Raw genomic sequence first — 17,377 nt, forward strand, 5'->3', positions numbered from 1 at the left:
ATGACAGCAGCTGCTGCCGACAAGAAGAAGTTGCCCCTGCATTGGAAGATGGGCATCGGCTTTGCGATCGGCCTGATCCTGGGACTGATCGTGCACGCCCTGGGTGGCAGCGTCGATGGTCTGCAGGCCGGTGCCAAGTGGGTAATGGACTACATCACCACCCCGGCGTCGGGCCTGTTCCTCAACCTGATCTTCATGCTGATCGTGCCGCTGATCTTCTCGGCGCTGATCATGGGCGTGTCGGAGATGGGCGACATCCGCGCCCTCGGTCGCATCGGCTGGAAGACCCTTGCCTACACCGTGCTGCTGTCCGGCATCGCCGTGGGCATCGGCCTGGTGCTGGTCAACCTGCTCAAGCCGGGTGCCGGCGTCGACCCGCAGGTCGCCGCCATGATGCTTTCGGAGAACGCCGAGCGCAGCAAGGAAATCGTTGCAGGCATCCATGGCACGCCGAAGGGCATGGACATGCTGCTGTCGATCGTGCCGAGCAACGTGCTGCAGGCTGCATCGGACAACGGTGCGATCCTGTCGCTGATGTTCTTCGCGCTGATGTTCGGCATCGGCATGGTGCTGACCGACAACGAGAAGGTCGCACCGCTGCGCCGCGCCATCGAAGGCGTGTTCGAAATCTCGATGACCCTGATCAACCTGGTCATCCGCCTGGCCCCGTATGCGGTGGCCTGCTTCATGTTCAACCTGGCCGCGCTGTTCGGCTTCGAGCTGATCATCCGCCTGGGCGCCTACGTGGGCGTGGTGGTGCTCGCGCTGGGCCTGCACATGATCGTGACCTACGGCACCGCCGTGTGGCTGTCCGGCCGCTCGCCGCTGTCGTTCTTCCGCGATACCCAGGAAGCGACCGTGATGGCGTTCTCCACCGCCTCCAGCAACGCCACCCTGCCGACCGCGCTGCGCGTGGCTGACCAGATGGGCCTGCCGCAGCGCGTGTCGCGCTTCGTGCTGACCGTGGGCGCCACCGCCAACCAGAACGGCACTGCGCTGTTCGAGGGCGTGACGGTGATCTTCCTGGCCCAGTTCTTTGGCGTGGACCTGAGCATCGGCCAGCAGATCATGGTGATGGCGGTCTGCATCCTCGGTGGCATCGGCACGGCCGGCGTGCCGTCGGGCTCGCTGCCGGTGGTGGCGATGATCTGCGCGATGGTGGGCGTGAACCCGCTGGGCATCGGCCTGATCCTGGGCGTGAACCACTTCCTGGACATGTGCCGTACCGCCCTGAACGTGACCGGCGACCTGGCCCTGACCACCCTGGTGGCCAAGGGCGAGTCCCACGACGGCCCGGCGCTTACGCCCCACCAGGACTGAGTCCAAGGCCACTGCTGGCGACCTGATCGGGGTCGGATTCCTTTCCGCAGGGAAAGGTATCCGACCCCTTTTCACATGCGGAATCCGGCGGAGATCATGAAAGTGCCGGCCAGCGGCCGGCACGACCGGACAAGGTGAACCGACCCCCCGCCCGGCGACTATGGGACAATAGGCCGCCCGCACGTCCGCGGCCGCCTCCCGATTCCGACAGAACCATGACGCAGCCTACCCGTCGCCAGTTGGCCAACGCCATCCGCTTCCTTGCCGCCGATGCGGTTGAAACCGCAAAGTCCGGCCACCCCGGCATGCCCATGGGCATGGCCGACATCGCCGAAGTCCTCTGGAACGACTACCTCCGCCATAACCCGAGCAATCCGCACTGGTTCAACCGCGACCGTTTCGTGCTGTCCAACGGCCACGGTTCGATGCTGCAGTACGCGCTGCTGCACCTGAGCGGTTACGACCTGCCGATCGAGCAGCTGAAGCTGTTCCGCCAGCTGGGCAGCCACACCGCCGGTCACCCGGAACGCCACGAGACCCCGGGCGTGGAAACCACCACCGGCCCGCTGGGCCAGGGTTTCGCCAATGCCGTGGGCTTCGCTCTGGCCGAGAAGCTGCTGGCACAGCGCTTCAACCGCCCGGAGCTGGAAGTGGTCGACCACCGCACCTGGGTGTTCATGGGCGATGGCTGCCTGATGGAAGGCGTGTCGCATGAAGCGGCGTCGCTGGCCGGTACCTGGGGCCTGCACAAGCTGGTCTGCTTCTGGGACAACAACCACATCTCCATCGACGGCAACGTCGAGGGCTGGTTCACCGACAACACCCCGGAGCGTTTCGAAGCCTATGGCTGGAACGTGGTCCGTGACGTCGATGGCCACGACCCGGAAAGCATCAAGGCCGGCATCGAGGCCGCGCTGTCGCAGAGCGACAAGCCGACCCTGATCTGCTGCCGCACCACCATTGGTTTTGGTTCGCCGAACAAGGCGGGCAAGGAATCCAGCCACGGCGCACCGCTGGGCAAGGACGAACTGGAAGCCACCCGCAAGCAGCTGGGCTGGGAGTACGGTCCGTTCGAGATCCCGCAGGCGATCTACGACGGCTGGCGCGCCAATGGCGCCGGCACCCTGCGCCAGGCCGAGTGGGAACAGCTGTTCGACAAGTATGCCAGCCAGTACCCGGGCGAGGCCGCCGAACTGACCCGTCGTTCGCACGGCGAACTGCCGGCCGACTTCGTTGCCAAGGCCGATGCCTACATCGCCCAGGTGGCGGCTGAAGGCCCGACGATCGCCTCGCGCAAGGCCTCGCAGCTGGCCATTGAAGCCTATGCCCCGCTGCTGCCGGAAATCGTCGGCGGCTCGGCCGACCTGGCGCACTCCAACCTGACCCTGTGGAAGGGCAGCAAGTCCGTTGCCAGCGACGACGCCAACGCCAACTACGTGTACTACGGCGTGCGCGAGTTCGGCATGACCGCCATTGCCAATGGCCTGGCCCTGCACGGTGGTTTCATTCCGTTCGATGCCACCTTCCTGGTGTTCAGCGACTACGCCCGCAACGGCGTGCGCATGAGCGCGCTGATCCCGGCCCACGCCATCCACGTCTACACCCACGATTCGATCGGCCTGGGCGAAGACGGCCCGACCCACCAGCCGGTGGAGCACCTGGCCTCGCTGCGCTACATCCCGAACAACGACGTGTGGCGTCCGTGCGATGCGGTCGAGTCGGCGGTGAGCTGGAAGGCCGCGATCACCCGCCAGGACGGCCCGAGCTGCCTGGTGTTCAGCCGCCAGAACCTGCCGCACCAGCCGCGCAACGCCGAGCAGATCGCCCAGATCGAGCGCGGTGGCTACGTGCTGGCCGATGCCGCCGGTACCCCGGACGTGATCCTGATCGCCACCGGTTCGGAAGTCTCGCTGGCCACCGAAGCCAAGGCCCAGCTGGACGCGGCCGGCCTCAAGACCCGCGTGGTCTCGATGCCGTCCACGGACGTGTTCCTGCGCCAGGATGCGGCCTACCGTGAATCGGTGCTGCCGAACGCCGTGCGCAAGCGCGTGGCCGTGGAAGCTGGCGTCACCGGTTTCTGGCGCCAGTTCGTCGGCCTGGACGGTGCCGTGATCGGCATCGACACCTTCGGTGCTTCGGCCCCGGCCGACCAGCTGTACAAGCACTTCGGCATCACCACCGCCCACGTGGTGGAAGCTGCCAAGGCGCTGTAAGCAGCATCGCAGCGTGATGAAGGAAAGGCCGGCGCACGCCGGCCTTTCTCGTTTTCCTGGGTAGATCCACGCCATGCGTGGACGAGAAAAGGGGACGGCGTGTTCCGCCCGACGGCGCCGCTGTCGCGTTGGCCTCTTCATCTGGCCTGCGTTCCTTGCGAAAAGGAGAGTCTGCCGAGACAACCTCAATAGTAAAAATGGTCAACAAGCGCGGCGCAGAAACCTATACTGGATTTGCGGAGTGTAAGGTGTGGCCTTACACTGGTGCTGCATGATCGTCAGCTTCAGGCATAAGGGCCTGAAGGCGCTCTATGAGCGGGGCGACATTTCCGGAGTCCGTGCCGATCATGTGGCTCGGTTGCGGCGTTTGCTTCTGCAGTTGGATCAAGCCCGGCTGCCTGGAGACATGGGGCTGCCCGGAAATCGCCTGCATCCCCTGCACGGAAGCTATAGCGGCTACTGGGCTGTGAATGTCTCGGCGAGTTGGCGATTGGTGTTCCGCTTTCGTGGGCTCGACGTCGAACTGGTCGATTACCTTGATTACCACTAGGAGTCTGCTCGATGCCGTTGCATGATCCGCCGCATCCAGGAGAATCGCTGCGCGAAGACATCCTGCCGGCGATCAGCATGTCCATCAGTGCGCTGGCGCAGCACCTTGGTTATTCCCGTGGACAGCTGTCGACCATCATCAACGGGCACGCCGGCATCTCTGCTGAACTCGCGTACCGTCTTGAACTTGCGGGCCTCGGCAGTGCTCGTATGTGGCTGGCGATGCAGGCGGCCTATGACCTGTGGCAGGTCGAGCATCGAGAGCATCCGCCCATTGCCCGCCTGTATCTTGAGGATGCAGTGAGGATCGGACAGTAGATCCGCGCCATGCATGAATAAAGAAGGGGACGGAGGGGATCAAGTCGTCTGTGCATGAACGACTTGATCCCCTCCGTCCCCCTTTCTCAGGCAGTGCGTGCCAGCGCCAGGCGCAGCAGTCGCGCGTCCAGGCGCTCTGCGAAATCCGTCGGAGCCTGCAGACCCATGCGCTGCAGGTACACCGCATCGCCGTCGCCGGCCGGTTGCCGCAACGCTGCCCAGACGGTACGCAGCTTGTCGCCACGGGTCTGCGTGTTGGCCTTCAACCAACCCAGCGCTTTCACCAGCACCTGCTCGATCTCGTTGAAGTCGCTGCCCAGCGGATAGTCCGGCAGGCTGCCATCGGCGCGGAATGGTGCCAGCGCTGCCGCCAATGCCTGCGGCGTATTGCGCTGCAGGCGCGCCGGGTGCGGTTGCGCGGTCGCCAGCAGCTTGCGCGCGGCATGTGCCTGCTGCAGCAGATCGCCCTGGAACGGGGCTTCGGTGATCGCGGTCATCGCATGCACGCAGTCCTCGTCGGTCAGACCTCGCAGGTCGGCGATGCCGTACTCGTTCAGGTAGATATCGCGCAGGTGGCGCGGGATGGTGGTGTGCCCGTAGTTCCAGCGCACGTTGGACTCGCGCCGGCCCTTGTCATCGCGCGCGGCACGGAACATCAGCACGCTGCGCGCTTCCGGTAGGGCATGTGCCATCGCCACGAAGTTGTACTGGCCACCCACGCCGGACACCACGCGGCCATCGTCCAGCGCGTCCGACACCGCTGCACCCAGCGCGGTGGCCATCATGCAGGAATTGAAGAAGCGCGCGTGCCGGCGCTGCAGGCGTTCCAGCGTTTCGTTGCCACCGTACAGCTGGTTGATCTCGCTGATGCGGCGCATGCCGATCGCACGACACTCATCTTCCGGCAGCGTGCGCAACCACTCGTAGAACTCCGGCGAGCCCAGGTAGAACGCGCCGTGCAGGTACTCGCCCTCGGCGGCCAAGGTGGCGTGGTCGATGGACAGCGTGCTGCCATTTTCGATGCGCTGCATCAGCGCCAGGTCGTCATGCACCTTGCGCTTGATCACCCCGGTCTGCACCAGCCGCCGGAAGCCCTCGTTGAGCATCTCGCTGCAGCCGTACAGGCCCACTTCGAACGGATCGAGCCCGCCGATCTCCTGCACCAGCGGGTGGCTGGCCAGCTGCGGATCCAGCGCGTGCAGCACGCGGCGGTAGCGGGCGTTGTCGGTATGGCGCAGCACCAGTGCGTGGCTGAGTGCATCGGCCAGCGTGCCGATACCGATCTGCAGGGTGCCGCCGTCGCGCACCAGCGTGCTGGCGTACAGGCCGATGGCGTAGTCGGCATCGCCGACCGGCTGCCGCGGCAGCCCGAACAGCGCCGGGTACGGCGGTGGCGGAGTGATCACCAGATCGAAGAACGACACATCGACCGTCGCCGAGCCGCCCAGATAGGGCAGCTGCGGATCGATCTCGGCGATCATCAATGGGCGCGGCAGGCCGCGCGCGGTCATCGCATCCAGGGTGTCCTGGGTGATGTCGTTGTTGCACGACAACGACAGCCGGCGGTCATCCGGCCGCATCGCCACCTTCTGCACGATCACCTGCGGCGCGCGCTGGGCGACCGCATCGGCGGCGTGGGTGTAGTTCAGGCTGGTGTAGCTGGACTGCGCCTGCCGCGAACCGAGCAGGGCGCCGGACTGCATGTAGAACTCTTCCACCTGCACATGTGCCGGCAACGCGTCGCGCGCGATCGCATCGGCATAGGCCAGGCGCGGGAAATCGTCGCCGAAATGGCGCTGCGCGAACGGTGCCATGAAGCGCGCTTCCAGGCCGTTTCCGCGGGCCTTCGGCGGGTTCAGCGACAGCGCGGTATACAGCTGCAGCGGCCGCGAAGGGTCGTGCTCGACGCGTGCGTAGAGGGCATTGAGCAGCCGGTGCGGCTTGCCCAGCGCCAGCGGTGCTCCGATCCGCAACGGCCCGTCCACGCGCGCAAACAACCAGTCGACGGCGGCGTCCAGGTCGGTGACGTGTTCGGTCATGCGGGGCGGTCCTGCGTGTGGGGGAGTGCTGGCATTACAGCATGTCGGGCTTGAACCGCCGTCGACGCGAGACTTCCGCGCCGGACACCATGAACTGCCCATCGCCTCGGTAATGCACCGTGCGCGGCAGCTTCGGCCGTGGCGCGACGTGTGCGTGCACGATTTCCCAGATGAACAGGTTGCTCGATTGCACCTGGCTGTCGTCGTAAAGACGGCATTCGAAGCACGAATGGCATTGCCCGACCAGCGGCGCGCCAACCTCGCGCGCAGGTACTGCATCCAGCCCGAAACGCGCAAACTTGTCTACCTCGCGGCCGCTGCAGTTGCCGATGTCGACCACGGTATCGAGCAGCTCCACGCCGGGTACGTTGATCACGCACTCGCCACTACTGACGGCCAGTGCATGGCTGTGGTTTTCATTCCACAGGTAGGTGGCGACCAACGACGGCGAAAAGCCCATCACCATGTGCCAGCCCATCGTCATCAGGTTGCGCTGGCCCTGCCACGCGGTACTGACCAGCACGATCGGGCCGGGTTCGAGGAAGCGGCGCGCCTGCTGGACCGGGAAATCCTTCTTGGACAGCGCTTTCATCCGGGGCCTGGGGCGGGAGGAATCGATGCTGGCGCAGCCGGGATGAACCCGGAGTCGAGGGGCTTGACAGATGATTCGATTACGCGCGTAATCGGGCTGTCGATTACGGATGTAAACCATGACCCCGATCAGCGAAGCCGAAGCCGTTGTGATGGAGGTGCTGTGGCAGCAGGCACCGCGTAGCGCCGACGAAGTGGTCGCCGCGCTGGCCCACCGCGACTGGGCCGAGCCGACCATCAAGACCCTGCTCAACCGCCTGCTGACCAAGGGCGCGATCGCCGCCGAACGTGATGGACGGCGCTACCTGTACCGGCCGCTGCTGCAGCGCCAGGCATGGGTGGAGGCGCAGAGCCAGGACTTCATCGGGCGTGTTTTCGAGGGGCGCGTGGCGCCGCTGGTCGCGCACTTCAGCGAGCGCGGCCAGTTGAGCGCGCAGGACATCGCCGAACTGAAGAAGCTGATCCAGGAGCTGGACCATGACTGAGCTGCTCGACGGATTGTGGCAGGCCAGCCTGTGGCTGGCGGTGGGCGCGGTCCTGCTGGCAGTAATGCGACCGCTGCTGGTGCGGATGGGCGGCGCGGGGCTGGCCTACCGCAGTTGGTGGCTGCTGCCGATGCTGCTGGTGGCACTGATGCTGCCATTGCCGCAGGTTGCGTTGTTGCAGCAGGTGCCCACGCTGCCGCTGAAAGTGATGCCCGGTGCCATCGATGCCCTGAACGGGCCGTCGTTGCCATGGGCCGGGCTGTTGCTGGTGCTGTGGGCATTGGGCACGGGCCTGTGCCTGCTGCGCGACCTGCGCGCACAGCGTCGTTTCGAACGGCGGATGGGCCCACTGAAGCCGCGCGCCGATGGCAGCTGGCAGGCCAGCGGCGACCCCGGCCTGCCGGCCCTGGTTGGCCTGTGGCGGCCGCGCATCGTGGTCGGTCCGGCATTCGACCAGCAGTTCAGCGCACAGGAACAGGGGCTGATCCTGCAGCACGAGCGCAGCCATCGCCGCCATGGCGATCACTGGGCCAACGGCGCTCTGCTGCTGGCGCGCGCGGTGTTCTGGTTCCACCCGCTGCTGCCATGGGCGGCACGCCGCTTCCTGCGCGATCAGGAATTGGCCTGCGATGCCCGCACCATCGGTCCGCAGCCTGCGCTGCGCGGCCTCTATGCCAGCACGCTGCTGAAGGCGCAGCTGGTCCACCCGGTTGCGCCCGCGGTCTGCCATTGGCGCAGCCAACCCGTGTTGAAGGAGCGTATCGCCATGTTGAAGCAGTCCAAGCGGAAGGCATTGCCGTGGGTGTCCGGGCAGGTGCTGGTGGTCGGGTTGTGTGTGGGCATGGGGGCGGTGGCATGGGCCAGCCAAAGCGGTGCGGCCGGTGGCACCCGGATCGGTGTCGAGCCGTTCGAACATGCGCAGGACGATGCGGCCAAGGCGGGGTTGGACCGGCCGATCCAGGTGGACAAGATGCCGCCGCCGTCCTATCCGAAGTCCGCCTTCGAGCAACGCCAGGTAGGCGTGGTCAATCTGCGCATCGAAGTGGACGCACAGGGCCATCCGACCGATGTGCGGGTACTCAGTGCGACCAATCCGGGGGTGTTCGACGCCGTCTCCGTCGCCGCCGCGCGCAGCTGGACCTATCGTCCCGCGGTGAAGAACGGCAAGCCGGTGGCCGGTGCCGTACGCATTCCGATCACCTACGCCATGGATGACACCGAGGACGCGAAGTGAAGTCCGCGCCGCTGTTGATGATGGCGGCGCTGCTGGTGGGGTGTGCAACCCAGGATCGCCTGACCACCGTCGATACCCGCAGCGAGAATGTCGGTCACCAGCGCCTGCAGCCGCAGGCGGGCGGCGGCAGTGGGCAGCTGCAGGTGTATTCGCTGGGTGCGACCGAGGGCTACCGGATGCCGCAACTGTACGCGGCACCGGACCCGGAGGTCGGTGATCGCGACCCGCGTGCGGAACTGGCGCCGACCACCATCTGCCTGCAGGTGGTGGTTGATGCCAACGGCGACGTCGAGCGCAGCCTGCCATTGACCGATCGCCCGGAGTGCGCGGCAGGTGCTGCGGGCGAGAATGCGCCCCTGCTGCAGGCTGCGCAGGAAGCCGTGGCGATGTGGAAGTACTCGTCCGCAGCGGTATGCCACTTCGCGGCCGGCAAGGTGCCTGCCAATCGCGGTGACTGCCGCGGCGCCGAGCGTGTCGAACCGGTGGCCGTCACCCTGCAATATGCCTTTACCTTCGAGATCGTGAAGGGCCAGCACGTGGTGCGCACGCAGGGAAAATGATCGCTCGCGATGACCGGGGTAGCGCCGGGCCATGCCCGGCGGGCGCAGCGGCGTGGATCAGGCCCCGCCCTGGATGTTGGCCTTCACTGCGGGCTGCATCAGCTTCGGTTCTTCCAGCGTCGCATCGCGGGCCTGGCGCACGCTGACGAACTCTGCCTCGGCTACGCCGTCGTGCACGTGGATGTTGTGCGCGCGCTGTTGGCCGATGGTGGTTTCGTTGGCGAACCCGCGGCCACCGGGGCCGTAGTCGTGGCAGACAAACACGCGCGTCGCATCGGGCAGGGCCAGCAGGCGCTGGATCGAGCGGTACAACTGCGCGGCATCGCCGCCCGGGAAGTCGCAGCGGGCAGTGCCGCCGTCGGGCATGAACAGCGAGTCGCCGGTGAACAGCGCATCGTCGATCAGATAGGCGATGCTGTCGCTGGTGTGGCCGGGCACGGCGATCACCTGGCAGCGCAGTTCACCCAAAGCGAAGGTCTCGCCATCGCTGAACAGGTGGTCGAAGATCTCATCGGCCGCGGGAAGCTGCAGGCCATAGCGCGGTGCGAACGTGGCCTGCACCGCGCGGATGCCTTCACCGATGGCCAGCGTGGCCTGCGGGAAGCGCTGCTTGAGCCGGCGCCCGGCCGACACATGGTCGGCGTGGGCATGGGTTTCCAGCAGCCAGCGCAGCTGCAGGCCCTGTTGTTCGATGGCCTGCAACGCGGCCTGCAACGGCGCTTCACTGCTGGCATCGGTATCCGGGTCGTAGTCCAGGACCGGGTCGATCAGCGCCGCCTCGCCGCTGGCCGGGTCGCTGACCAAGTAGCTGAAGGTGTTGCTGTCACGGTGGAAGAACGACTGCACCTGGACCGACATCGGAACTCTCCTCAGCGCGTGCCGAGCACGCGGTTCAGCAACTGCGCCAGGTTCTCACCGGCCAGTCGCAGCTGCGCTTCGGCCAGCGGCCGGTAGCGTTCGGTGTATTCGTCACCGATTTTACGCGTGGCCGGATAAACGCCAGCTTGCATGGAGATGCGGCAGCTGGCCTCGGCCCACGTCTGCGGGTCGCGCTGCGGGTTGGACTGGCGCGCCAGCTTCGGCGCGCGCTGGCTCTGCAGCAGCGGCAGATAGCCCGCATCGTCCAGCTTGCGGGTATTGAGCATGCCGCTGTCCCACAGCGAGTGCAGGTTGGTACCGCGGTTGCCGAACTGCAGCTGGAAATCGTTGCCGCCCTTGTCGTGGGCGTAACCGGCGTGCATCGGCTGGTGGATGTCGCCGACCAGATGCACCACGAACTTCAGCGCCTGCAGGCGCTCGCCGTCGGTCAGGCTGCGATCGCCGAGGATGGCGCTCTGTGCCTTCAGGGCCTCGACGATGCAGTTGCCGTTTTTGCAGTGCTTCGGTGCTTCGTAGTGGCAGTTGTCTTCGGCGATGTTGACGTAGTGCCAGCCGGCCGAGCGGCGGCCCAGGCCCGGGTCCTTGGCGCGCAGCTGGTCGGCCCACGGCGCGATGCTGGCCAGCGTGGCGTCCGGTTCGGTGGCCAGCAGGCGGTCCACTTCGGCGCGGGCGGTGGGGTTGAGGCGGGCGTCGGCGACTTCGGCGACAAGGCGGTGGCCTTGCGCGCCCCAGGCCTGTGCGGGGGCGGAGACGGACAGCAGGGCCGGCGCCAGGGCGGCGGCGAGGAACAGGGAGTGCAGGGCTTTCATGCGCACATTCTAGCGGGGTAGGTGGATTGAAGAGCGGCGCGTTCCTGTTCCGAAGTGGGAGCGCAGAGGAATGGGTTTACGGCGTGTCCCGGCTCCGCTCCCCGCCTTGCCCCAGCTCCGGAACCGCTTCAGTCCCACGCACAAAAAAGCCCCGGCAATCACCGGGGCAACATGCTGCGAGGGTTTTGCGTGCGGCGGGGGCGCGGGGGCGAAGCCCCCGCGCTCAACACACCGCTTTAGAACTTGAAGACGTACGAAGCGCCATAGACCAGCGGATCGATGTTGACCGTGCCGATCTTCTCGCCGTTCAACTTCACCTTGCTGTCGATGTCGATCCAGCGCATGTCCACGCGCAGCGCGCCCTTCTCGCCGATCGCGAAGTCCACGCCCGCATGCGCGGCCAGGCCCCACGAATCCTGCAGCTTCAGGCGGCTGTCCTTCAGCGCACCGGTGGTGTCTTCGCTGAAGAAGGTCGTGTAGTTCACGCCGGCACCGATGAACGGCGACACCTTGCCCTTGCTGTTGAAGTGGTACTGAACGGTCACCACCGGCGGCAGCTGCTTGGTGCTGCCCACGCGGCCCAGGCCATTGATGTTGATGTCGTGCTTGAACGGCAGCGCGGCCAGCACTTCGATGCCCAGGTTGTCGGCGATGAAGTACTCACCGGTGATGGTCGGCTTGACGTCGTTGTCGACGTCGACCTTCAGGGTGTGGCCGGCCAGCCAGCCGTTGTTCGACTTCGGGGCCACCTGGTGCACGCCGGCGGAAAGGGTCCAGTCGCCCTTGGACTGGGCCATGGCCGGGGCGGCGGCGAGCGACAGGGCGGCGGCCAGGCTGGCCACGATCAGGGGGGAGGTCTTGCGCATGGGGGTGATCTCGTTGCTGGGTGGATGTGGCCAGTTTCGGCCTCACATCGCGCTAACGCTTTGATCCGGATCAAATCCTGTCTGCCGGCCCGCTGCCCGCCGGGGCTGGCCCGCGGTGGCCAGCCCCGGTTTGCTAGACTTGTGGGCCCTATCCATCCCGCCGCACCCGTCGCGGCCGCAGGAGCTTGAGAACATGGCAATCAAGGTTGGTATCAACGGTTTCGGTCGCATCGGGCGTAACGTCCTGCGCTCGGCGGTGCTGAACTTCGGCGACGACATCGAAATCGTGGCCATCAACGATCTGCTGGAGCCGGACTATCTGGCGTACATGCTCAAGTACGACTCCGTGCACGGTCGTTTCAAGGCCGACGTGGCGGTGCAGGGCAACGACCTGCTGGTCAACGGCAAGAAGATCCGCCTGACCCAGGAACGCGACCCGGCCAACCTGAAGTGGAACGAAGTGGACGTGGACGTGGTGATCGAGTCCACCGGCCTGTTCCTGACCAAGGAAACCGCGCAGAAGCACATCGATGCCGGCGCCAGGAAGGTCATCATGTCGGCCCCGTCGAAGGACGATACGCCGATGTTCGTCTACGGCGTGAACGACAAGACCTACGCCGGCCAGGCGATCGTCTCCAATGCTTCGTGCACCACCAACTGCCTGGCCCCGCTGGCCAAGGTCATCAATGACAAGTGGGGCATCAAGCGTGGCCTGATGACCACCGTGCATGCGGCTACTGCCACCCAGAAGACCGTCGATGGCCCGTCCAACAAGGACTGGCGCGGTGGCCGTGGCATCCTGGAAAACATCATTCCGTCGTCCACCGGTGCGGCCAAGGCTGTCGGCGTGGTCATTCCGGAACTGAACAAGAAGCTGACCGGCATGAGCTTCCGTGTCCCGACCTCGGACGTGTCGGTGGTCGACCTGACCGTCGAGCTGGAAAAGGAAGCCACCTACGCCGAGATCTGCGCCGAAGTGAAGGCACAGAGCGAAGGCCCGCTGAAGGGCATCCTCGGCTACACCGAAGACAAGGTGGTGGCCACCGATTTCCGCGGCGAGACCTGCACCTCGGTGTTCGACGCCGAGGCCGGCATCGCCCTGGACGGCACCTTCGTCAAGCTGGTCACCTGGTACGACAACGAGTGGGGCTACTCGAACAAGTGCCTGGAAATGGCCAAGGTCGTCGCCGCCAAGTAAGGCCGGCGAAGATCGCACGCGGACCCCGGCCTGGCCGGGGTTCGTCGTTTATGGGGCCGGCCCTGTCGTAGCATGGCCCGGTCGACCGCTGCCGCTGGGGCGCGGGATTGCAATGGAAGCATGCAATGGAAGCATTGATAGCCCTGGTGGTACTGGTTCTGCTGGCCATCCCGCTGCTGCTGGTGGTGGCGCTGGTGATGATTGCTGGCCTGCGCCGCCGTGTGGCCGCGCTGGAAGCCGCCATGGCTGCCGCGCCGGCCGCCCGGCCGGTTGCAGCCGAGCCTGCGCCGGAACGGTCTGCGCCCCTGCCTGTGGCCGGCGCCGATCCGCCGTTCCTGCGGCAGGTGGCGGCTGCCGCACCGCCTCCGCCCCAGCCAACGCCACCGCCGGTGCGCGAAGCGGTGTCTGCGGCAGTGGAGGCGCCGCGCCCGGTCGCACCACCGCCGGTGCCACTCGCGCCGGTGCAGCCGCCGTTGCCCCCCGAACCGGCACTGCCCAACTTCATCGAGCGCGGCATCGGCGCGGTCAAGCGCTGGTTCACCGAGGGCAACGTGCCGGTCAAGATCGGCATGCTGGTACTGCTGGCCGGTGTTGCTGCGCTGTTGAAGTACGTCAGCGACCAAGGCTGGCTGGTGTTGCCGATCGAGCTGCGCCTGGCCGGCGTCACGGTGGGTGCGCTGGGCCTGTTGGCGTTCGGCTGGCATCAGCGCGAGCGCCGGCGCCTGTTCGCGCTGGCGCTGCAGGGCGGTGCCATCGGCGTGCTGCTGCTGACCATCTTCGCCGCCTTCAAACGGTTCGAGCTGCTCAACCCCGGGTTTGCCTTCGCCAGTTCGGTCGCGCTGGTGGCCGGCCTGTGCGTGCTGGCGGTGGTGCAGAACTCGCGCACGTTGGCGGTGCTGGGCATCCTCGCCGGCTTCATGGCACCGCTGTGGCTGTCCACCGGCAGTGGCAACCACGTGGGGCTGTTCAGCTACTACGCGGTCCTCAACGCTGGCATCTTCGCCATCGCCTGGTTCCGTCCGTGGCGTGCGCTGAACCTGCTTGGCTTCGCTTTTACCTTCGGCATCGGTACGTTCTGGGGCGTGTTGCAGTACGCGCCGGACAAGTTCAGCAGCACCGAGCCGTTCCTGCTGCTGTTCTTCGCCTTCTACCTGTTGATCCCGCTGCTGTACGCGCGCCGGCAGCCCGCCGGGCGACGTGACCTGGTCGACGGCAGCCTGGTGTTCGGCACGCCCCTGGTTGCCTTCTCGATGCAGGCGGGCATGCTGCACGAGCAGCCGATGACGCTGGCGCTGTGCGCGCTGGGCCTGGCGGCGATCTACGCCGTACTGGCGCGGGCACTGATCGCGCGCGCGTCTTACACCGTGCTGGCGCAGTCGCATGCGGTGCTGGCGGTGGGCTTCGCCACGCTGGCGGTGCCGCTGGCATTGTCTGCGCGTGCCACCGGCGCGGTGTTCGCACTGGAAGGTGCGGGCCTGGCCTGGCTGGGCCTGCGCCAGAAGCGCTGGCTGCCGCAGGTGTCCGGCGCGTTGCTGCAGATCGGTGCTGCGTTCGCCTTTGTGGCCGGCGCCGACCACTGGCTCGACGACGCCCGCTTCCTGCTCAACCCGACCGCCATCGGTGCGTTGCTGCTGGCCCTGGCCGGGTTCGCCTCGGCGTGGAGCTACCAGCGCAGGGTGCGCCATGAGATCGCACTGGTTTACTACCTGTGGGGCCTGCTGTGGTGGCTGGGGGGGCTGGTGCACGAGATCTTCCGCTTCTTCCCGCACCGTACCCAGGCCGACGCGCTGCTTGTGCTGGTCGCAGCCACGGCCTGGCTGGCGGCTGAAATGCAGCGCCGCCAGCCGGCACGCGCGCTGGGCGTCACCGCGCTGGCGATGCTGGCCCTGGGCTTCCCGCTGGCGCTGATGCAGAGCGATGCGCACCAGCAGCCGTTCGCCGGCTATGGCGCGCTGGCCTGGGCGGTGTTCGCGGCGCTGGGCGTCCGTACGTTGCTGTGCCTGCGCCAGGGCGGCAACACCGTGGCACGTATCGCGCAGTTCCTGTGGTGGCTGCTGTGGCCGTCGCTGCTTTCGTTGCTGGCCCTGTGGGGCGGTGGCGAGGCCGGGCTGGCACAGGGCTGGACGCTGCTGTTGTTCACGCTGCCGTGGCTGCTGATGGCGGCGCTGTCGTTGTGGCGCTGGGACGCACTGCGGTGGCCCCTGGGGGCTGCCTTCGACAGCGTGCGCCTACCGTTGCAGTGCGTGCTGTTCGTCCTGCTGTCCGCAGGCTGGCTGTTCGGCCAGTTGCTGCCGGGTGACGCAGCGCCGCTGCCGTGGCTGCCGGTGTTGAACCCGGCCGAGCTGGGGCAGTGGTTGAGCCTGGCGCTGCTGGCGCGGTGGCTGTACAGCGGACAGGCGCCGCAGGCACTGGTGAAGATCCGGCTGCCGCTGTTGGCATTGGCCATCTTCGTCGCGCTGACCAGCCTGGTGCTGCATGGCGTGCATCAGTGGGGCGGCCTATCGTGGAGTTCGTCGATGTTGCGTTCCAGCCTGGCGCAGACCAGCCTGACCGTGCTGTGGAGCGTGCTCGGCGTGATCGCCTGGGTCTGGGGTTCGCGCCGTGGCCAGCGCGTGTTGTGGATGGTGGGAGCGGTGCTGATGGGCGTGGTGTTGGCCAAGCTGGTGCTTGTCGATCGCCAGCACCTGGGCAACCTGCTGGGCATCGCATCGTTCATCGCCTACGGCCTGCTGTGCACGGTCGTGGGTTATCTGGCACCGGCACCGCCCAGCGCGGCGCCGACCGTGGAGGAAAAAAAATGAAGACGTGGAGCAGGGCGCTGCTGCCGGCGATGTTCGGCATGCTGGCCGCCATCACCGCACAGGCTGCCGATTACCGTACCCAGTACGCCGAACAGTGGCCGCTGACGTTGTCCAGCGCACAATCGGGTGCCTACCGTGTCGTGCTGGAACCGGCGATCTACCGTCGCTCCGGTAGCGCAGACCTGGGTGACGTGCAGGTGTTCAATGCCGCCGGCCAATCGTTGCCGTCGGCATTGCTGGCGCCGGATCAGCCGCTGGCACAGCCGCCGGTGCAGCGTGAGCTGCCGTGGTTCGCGTTGCCGCCACTGGCCGAAGCACAGCGCAACGACCTGCAGTTGCTGACCGAGCGCGATACCGATGGCCGTGTGCGTCGCGTGGAAGCCCGCGTGAGTGGGGGTGCGGCGGCAAGCGGGCAGGGTGGCTGGCTGATCGACGCCAGTGTGCTGGGCCAGCAGCCGCTGGCGGCGCTGGTGCTGGATTGGGCTGACAGTGGCCAGCCGTTGCAGGCTCAGGTGCAGCTGGACGCCAGCGACGACCTGCAGCACTGGCGTGCGATTGGCCGCGACATTCCGCTGGTGGATCTGCAGCGCGCCGGCAAGCGCCTGCTGCAGCGCCGCCTGCAGGTGGATGGTGAAGCGCGCTATCTGCGCGTGCTGGCGCAAGGCGATGCGCGTCTGCCGACGCTGCGCAGCGTACTGGCCGAGCTGCCGCCGGCACCGGCGACGCTGCCGTGGGAATGGTTGTCGCTGGAACCGACCTCGAAGGGCAAGGGCGAATACACCTTCGAGATGGATGGCCGCTTCCCGGCGGCACGTGCCGACGTGGCCAGCACCGACAACAGCCTGGTGCAGTGGACATTGTTCAGCCGTGATGACCAGAGCGCGGAATGGCAGCGCCGCAGTGCACCGTGGATTGCCTATCAGCTGCAGCAGGGTGCGCAGGGCCAACGGCAGCAATCGGCCGCGCAGCCGCTGGGCGGGGTGCATCGGGATCGCTATTGGAAGCTGGTGGCGAACCCCGCCGAAACGGCCACCGCACCGACTCTGCGCCTGGGTTACCAGCCCGAAGTACTGGTATTCCTGAGCCAGGGCGCGGCGCCCTACGCGTTGGCGGTGGGCAGCTCGACCGCGCGCCGCACGGAGGCGCCGATTGGCGTGCTGATCGAGGAACTGCGGTTGCGCAACGACCCGTCGTGGCAGCCGACGCTGGCGCGCCTGGAAGGCAGCCCGGAGCCGCTGGCCGGCGACGCGGCGCTGAAACCGCAGCACGATTGGAAGTCCTGGTTGCTGTGGGCGTTGCTGGGTCTGGGTGTGCTGGTAGTGGGCGGCCTGGCGGTCAGTCTGCTTCGGCAGAAGCCGGCGCCTTCGGCGTAGGTTCCGGCGAACGGCGCAGCCCCTCGTGGGTGGGCGGTTGGTCGCGTAAAGCAAAAGCCGTGCTTGGCCGGGCGGGGTGGGTTCGCGGGAGACCCCCTGAACCCCTCCCAGGGGGCGTTGCCGCGGCATCCAATCCCCCGGC

General features: G+C 66.8%; 15 protein-coding genes. 10 read left to right on the forward strand and 5 right to left on the reverse strand.

All coding sequences use genetic code 11. From position 1 onward, the window contains the following. From G5A07_RS15625 to G5A07_RS15640, 4 genes are all read left to right on the forward strand, one after another. The gene (locus G5A07_RS15625; RefSeq protein WP_043403118.1) at nucleotides 1-1,320 is read left to right on the forward strand and encodes a dicarboxylate/amino acid:cation symporter; all 1,320 of its coding nucleotides are present in this window, start codon (nucleotides 1-3) and stop codon (nucleotides 1,318-1,320) included. Between the two features lie 215 nt (nucleotides 1,321-1,535). Continuing rightward, nucleotides 1,536-3,533 carry a transketolase gene (tkt, locus tag G5A07_RS15630; RefSeq protein WP_010484072.1) on the forward strand — a complete coding sequence of 666 codons (1,998 nt, stop codon included), beginning with the start codon at nucleotides 1,536-1,538 and terminating at the stop codon, nucleotides 3,531-3,533. A 271-nt stretch (nucleotides 3,534-3,804) separates the two neighbouring features. Beyond that, the gene (locus G5A07_RS15635; RefSeq protein ID WP_010484073.1) at nucleotides 3,805-4,083 is read left to right on the forward strand and encodes a type II toxin-antitoxin system RelE/ParE family toxin; all 279 of its coding nucleotides are present in this window, start codon (nucleotides 3,805-3,807) and stop codon (nucleotides 4,081-4,083) included. 11 nt (nucleotides 4,084-4,094) lie between these two features. Next, nucleotides 4,095-4,400 carry a HigA family addiction module antitoxin gene (locus tag G5A07_RS15640; RefSeq protein ID WP_010484074.1) on the forward strand — a complete coding sequence of 102 codons (306 nt, stop codon included), beginning with the start codon at nucleotides 4,095-4,097 and terminating at the stop codon, nucleotides 4,398-4,400. Nucleotides 4,401-4,486: 86 nt separating this feature from the next. Here the strand turns inward: G5A07_RS15640 and G5A07_RS15645 are convergent, their stop codons facing one another. Beyond that, the gene (locus G5A07_RS15645) at nucleotides 4,487-6,439 is read right to left on the reverse strand and encodes an acetyl-CoA hydrolase/transferase C-terminal domain-containing protein (protein ID WP_191863584.1); all 1,953 of its coding nucleotides are present in this window, start codon (nucleotides 6,437-6,439) and stop codon (nucleotides 4,487-4,489) included. 34 nt (nucleotides 6,440-6,473) lie between these two features. Then, nucleotides 6,474-7,031, reverse strand: coding sequence for a flavin reductase family protein (locus G5A07_RS15650; RefSeq protein ID WP_191863585.1), 558 nt, complete (start codon nucleotides 7,029-7,031; stop codon nucleotides 6,474-6,476). Nucleotides 7,032-7,149: 118 nt separating this feature from the next. Between G5A07_RS15650 and G5A07_RS15655 the strand changes: the two genes are divergently transcribed. The 3 genes from G5A07_RS15655 to G5A07_RS15665 are packed head-to-tail and all read left to right on the forward strand — an operon-like array spanning nucleotide 7,150 to nucleotide 9,309. Beyond that, complete coding sequence (locus G5A07_RS15655) at nucleotides 7,150-7,515, forward strand: BlaI/MecI/CopY family transcriptional regulator (RefSeq protein ID WP_012481135.1); 366 nt, start codon at nucleotides 7,150-7,152, stop codon at nucleotides 7,513-7,515. Next, nucleotides 7,508-8,749 carry a TonB family protein gene (locus tag G5A07_RS15660; protein WP_143993922.1) on the forward strand — a complete coding sequence of 414 codons (1,242 nt, stop codon included), beginning with the start codon at nucleotides 7,508-7,510 and terminating at the stop codon, nucleotides 8,747-8,749. Before G5A07_RS15655 ends, G5A07_RS15660 begins: the two co-directional genes overlap by 8 nt. After that, nucleotides 8,746-9,309 carry a hypothetical protein gene (locus tag G5A07_RS15665; protein ID WP_010484079.1) on the forward strand — a complete coding sequence of 188 codons (564 nt, stop codon included), beginning with the start codon at nucleotides 8,746-8,748 and terminating at the stop codon, nucleotides 9,307-9,309. The genes G5A07_RS15660 and G5A07_RS15665 overlap by 4 nt, the downstream gene beginning before the upstream one ends. 57 nt (nucleotides 9,310-9,366) lie before the next feature. On the opposite strand, the gene G5A07_RS15670 is transcribed toward G5A07_RS15665, so the two are convergent. The 3 genes from G5A07_RS15670 to G5A07_RS15680 all read right to left on the reverse strand — a co-directional run bounded on the left by G5A07_RS15670 (nucleotide 9,367) and on the right by G5A07_RS15680 (nucleotide 11,863). Beyond that, nucleotides 9,367-10,167 (reverse strand): MBL fold metallo-hydrolase, encoded by an 801-nt coding sequence (locus G5A07_RS15670; RefSeq protein ID WP_043403130.1) that lies wholly within the window; start codon nucleotides 10,165-10,167, stop codon nucleotides 9,367-9,369. Between the two features lie 11 nt (nucleotides 10,168-10,178). After that, a complete protein-coding gene (locus G5A07_RS15675; protein WP_043403133.1) occupies nucleotides 10,179-10,997 on the reverse strand; it encodes a S1/P1 nuclease in 819 nt (272 codons plus the stop codon). Between the two features lie 236 nt (nucleotides 10,998-11,233). Continuing rightward, entirely contained in the window at nucleotides 11,234-11,863 is a 630-nt protein-coding gene (locus G5A07_RS15680; protein WP_191863586.1) for an OmpW family outer membrane protein, read from the reverse strand. A 193-nt stretch (nucleotides 11,864-12,056) separates the two neighbouring features. Between G5A07_RS15680 and gap the strand changes: the two genes are divergently transcribed. The 3 genes from gap (at nucleotide 12,057) to G5A07_RS15695 (ending at nucleotide 17,235) form a co-directional block, all read left to right on the forward strand. Continuing rightward, nucleotides 12,057-13,061, forward strand: coding sequence for a type I glyceraldehyde-3-phosphate dehydrogenase (gene gap / locus G5A07_RS15685; protein ID WP_010484083.1), 1,005 nt, complete (start codon nucleotides 12,057-12,059; stop codon nucleotides 13,059-13,061). A 125-nt stretch (nucleotides 13,062-13,186) separates the two neighbouring features. Further along, a complete protein-coding gene (locus G5A07_RS15690; RefSeq protein ID WP_191863587.1) occupies nucleotides 13,187-15,862 on the forward strand; it encodes a DUF2339 domain-containing protein in 2,676 nt (891 codons plus the stop codon). Further along, on the forward strand, nucleotides 15,859-17,235 hold the full coding sequence (locus G5A07_RS15695) for a DUF3999 domain-containing protein (RefSeq protein WP_191863588.1): 1,377 nt from the start codon (nucleotides 15,859-15,861) through the stop codon (nucleotides 17,233-17,235). The genes G5A07_RS15690 and G5A07_RS15695 overlap by 4 nt, the downstream gene beginning before the upstream one ends. The last annotated feature ends 142 nt before the right edge of the window (nucleotides 17,236-17,377 follow it).

Source organism: Stenotrophomonas sp. AS012628, assembly GCF_010608305.1.
GTDB lineage: Bacteria > Pseudomonadota > Gammaproteobacteria > Xanthomonadales > Xanthomonadaceae > Stenotrophomonas > Stenotrophomonas geniculata.

What these genes read in the sequence shown, in the direction of transcription:
- G5A07_RS15680 (WP_191863586.1), bottom strand. Translation starts at nt 11,863, where the DNA reads ATGCGCAAGACCTCCCCCCTGATCGTGGCCAGCCTGGCCGCCGCCCTG.
- gap (WP_010484083.1), top strand. Translation starts at nt 12,057, where the DNA reads ATGGCAATCAAGGTTGGTATCAACGGTTTCGGTCGCATCGGGCGTAAC.
- G5A07_RS15690 (WP_191863587.1), top strand. Translation starts at nt 13,187, where the DNA reads ATGGAAGCATTGATAGCCCTGGTGGTACTGGTTCTGCTGGCCATCCCG.
- G5A07_RS15645 (WP_191863584.1), bottom strand. Translation starts at nt 6,439, where the DNA reads ATGACCGAACACGTCACCGACCTGGACGCCGCCGTCGACTGGTTGTTT.
- G5A07_RS15695 (WP_191863588.1), top strand. Translation starts at nt 15,859, where the DNA reads ATGAAGACGTGGAGCAGGGCGCTGCTGCCGGCGATGTTCGGCATGCTG.
- G5A07_RS15635 (WP_010484073.1), top strand. Translation starts at nt 3,805, where the DNA reads ATGATCGTCAGCTTCAGGCATAAGGGCCTGAAGGCGCTCTATGAGCGG.
- G5A07_RS15650 (WP_191863585.1), bottom strand. Translation starts at nt 7,031, where the DNA reads ATGAAAGCGCTGTCCAAGAAGGATTTCCCGGTCCAGCAGGCGCGCCGC.
- G5A07_RS15625 (WP_043403118.1), top strand. Translation starts at nt 1, where the DNA reads ATGACAGCAGCTGCTGCCGACAAGAAGAAGTTGCCCCTGCATTGGAAG.
- G5A07_RS15675 (WP_043403133.1), bottom strand. Translation starts at nt 10,997, where the DNA reads ATGAAAGCCCTGCACTCCCTGTTCCTCGCCGCCGCCCTGGCGCCGGCC.
- G5A07_RS15660 (WP_143993922.1), top strand. Translation starts at nt 7,508, where the DNA reads ATGACTGAGCTGCTCGACGGATTGTGGCAGGCCAGCCTGTGGCTGGCG.
- G5A07_RS15655 (WP_012481135.1), top strand. Translation starts at nt 7,150, where the DNA reads ATGACCCCGATCAGCGAAGCCGAAGCCGTTGTGATGGAGGTGCTGTGG.
- G5A07_RS15640 (WP_010484074.1), top strand. Translation starts at nt 4,095, where the DNA reads ATGCCGTTGCATGATCCGCCGCATCCAGGAGAATCGCTGCGCGAAGAC.
- G5A07_RS15670 (WP_043403130.1), bottom strand. Translation starts at nt 10,167, where the DNA reads ATGTCGGTCCAGGTGCAGTCGTTCTTCCACCGTGACAGCAACACCTTC.
- tkt (WP_010484072.1), top strand. Translation starts at nt 1,536, where the DNA reads ATGACGCAGCCTACCCGTCGCCAGTTGGCCAACGCCATCCGCTTCCTT.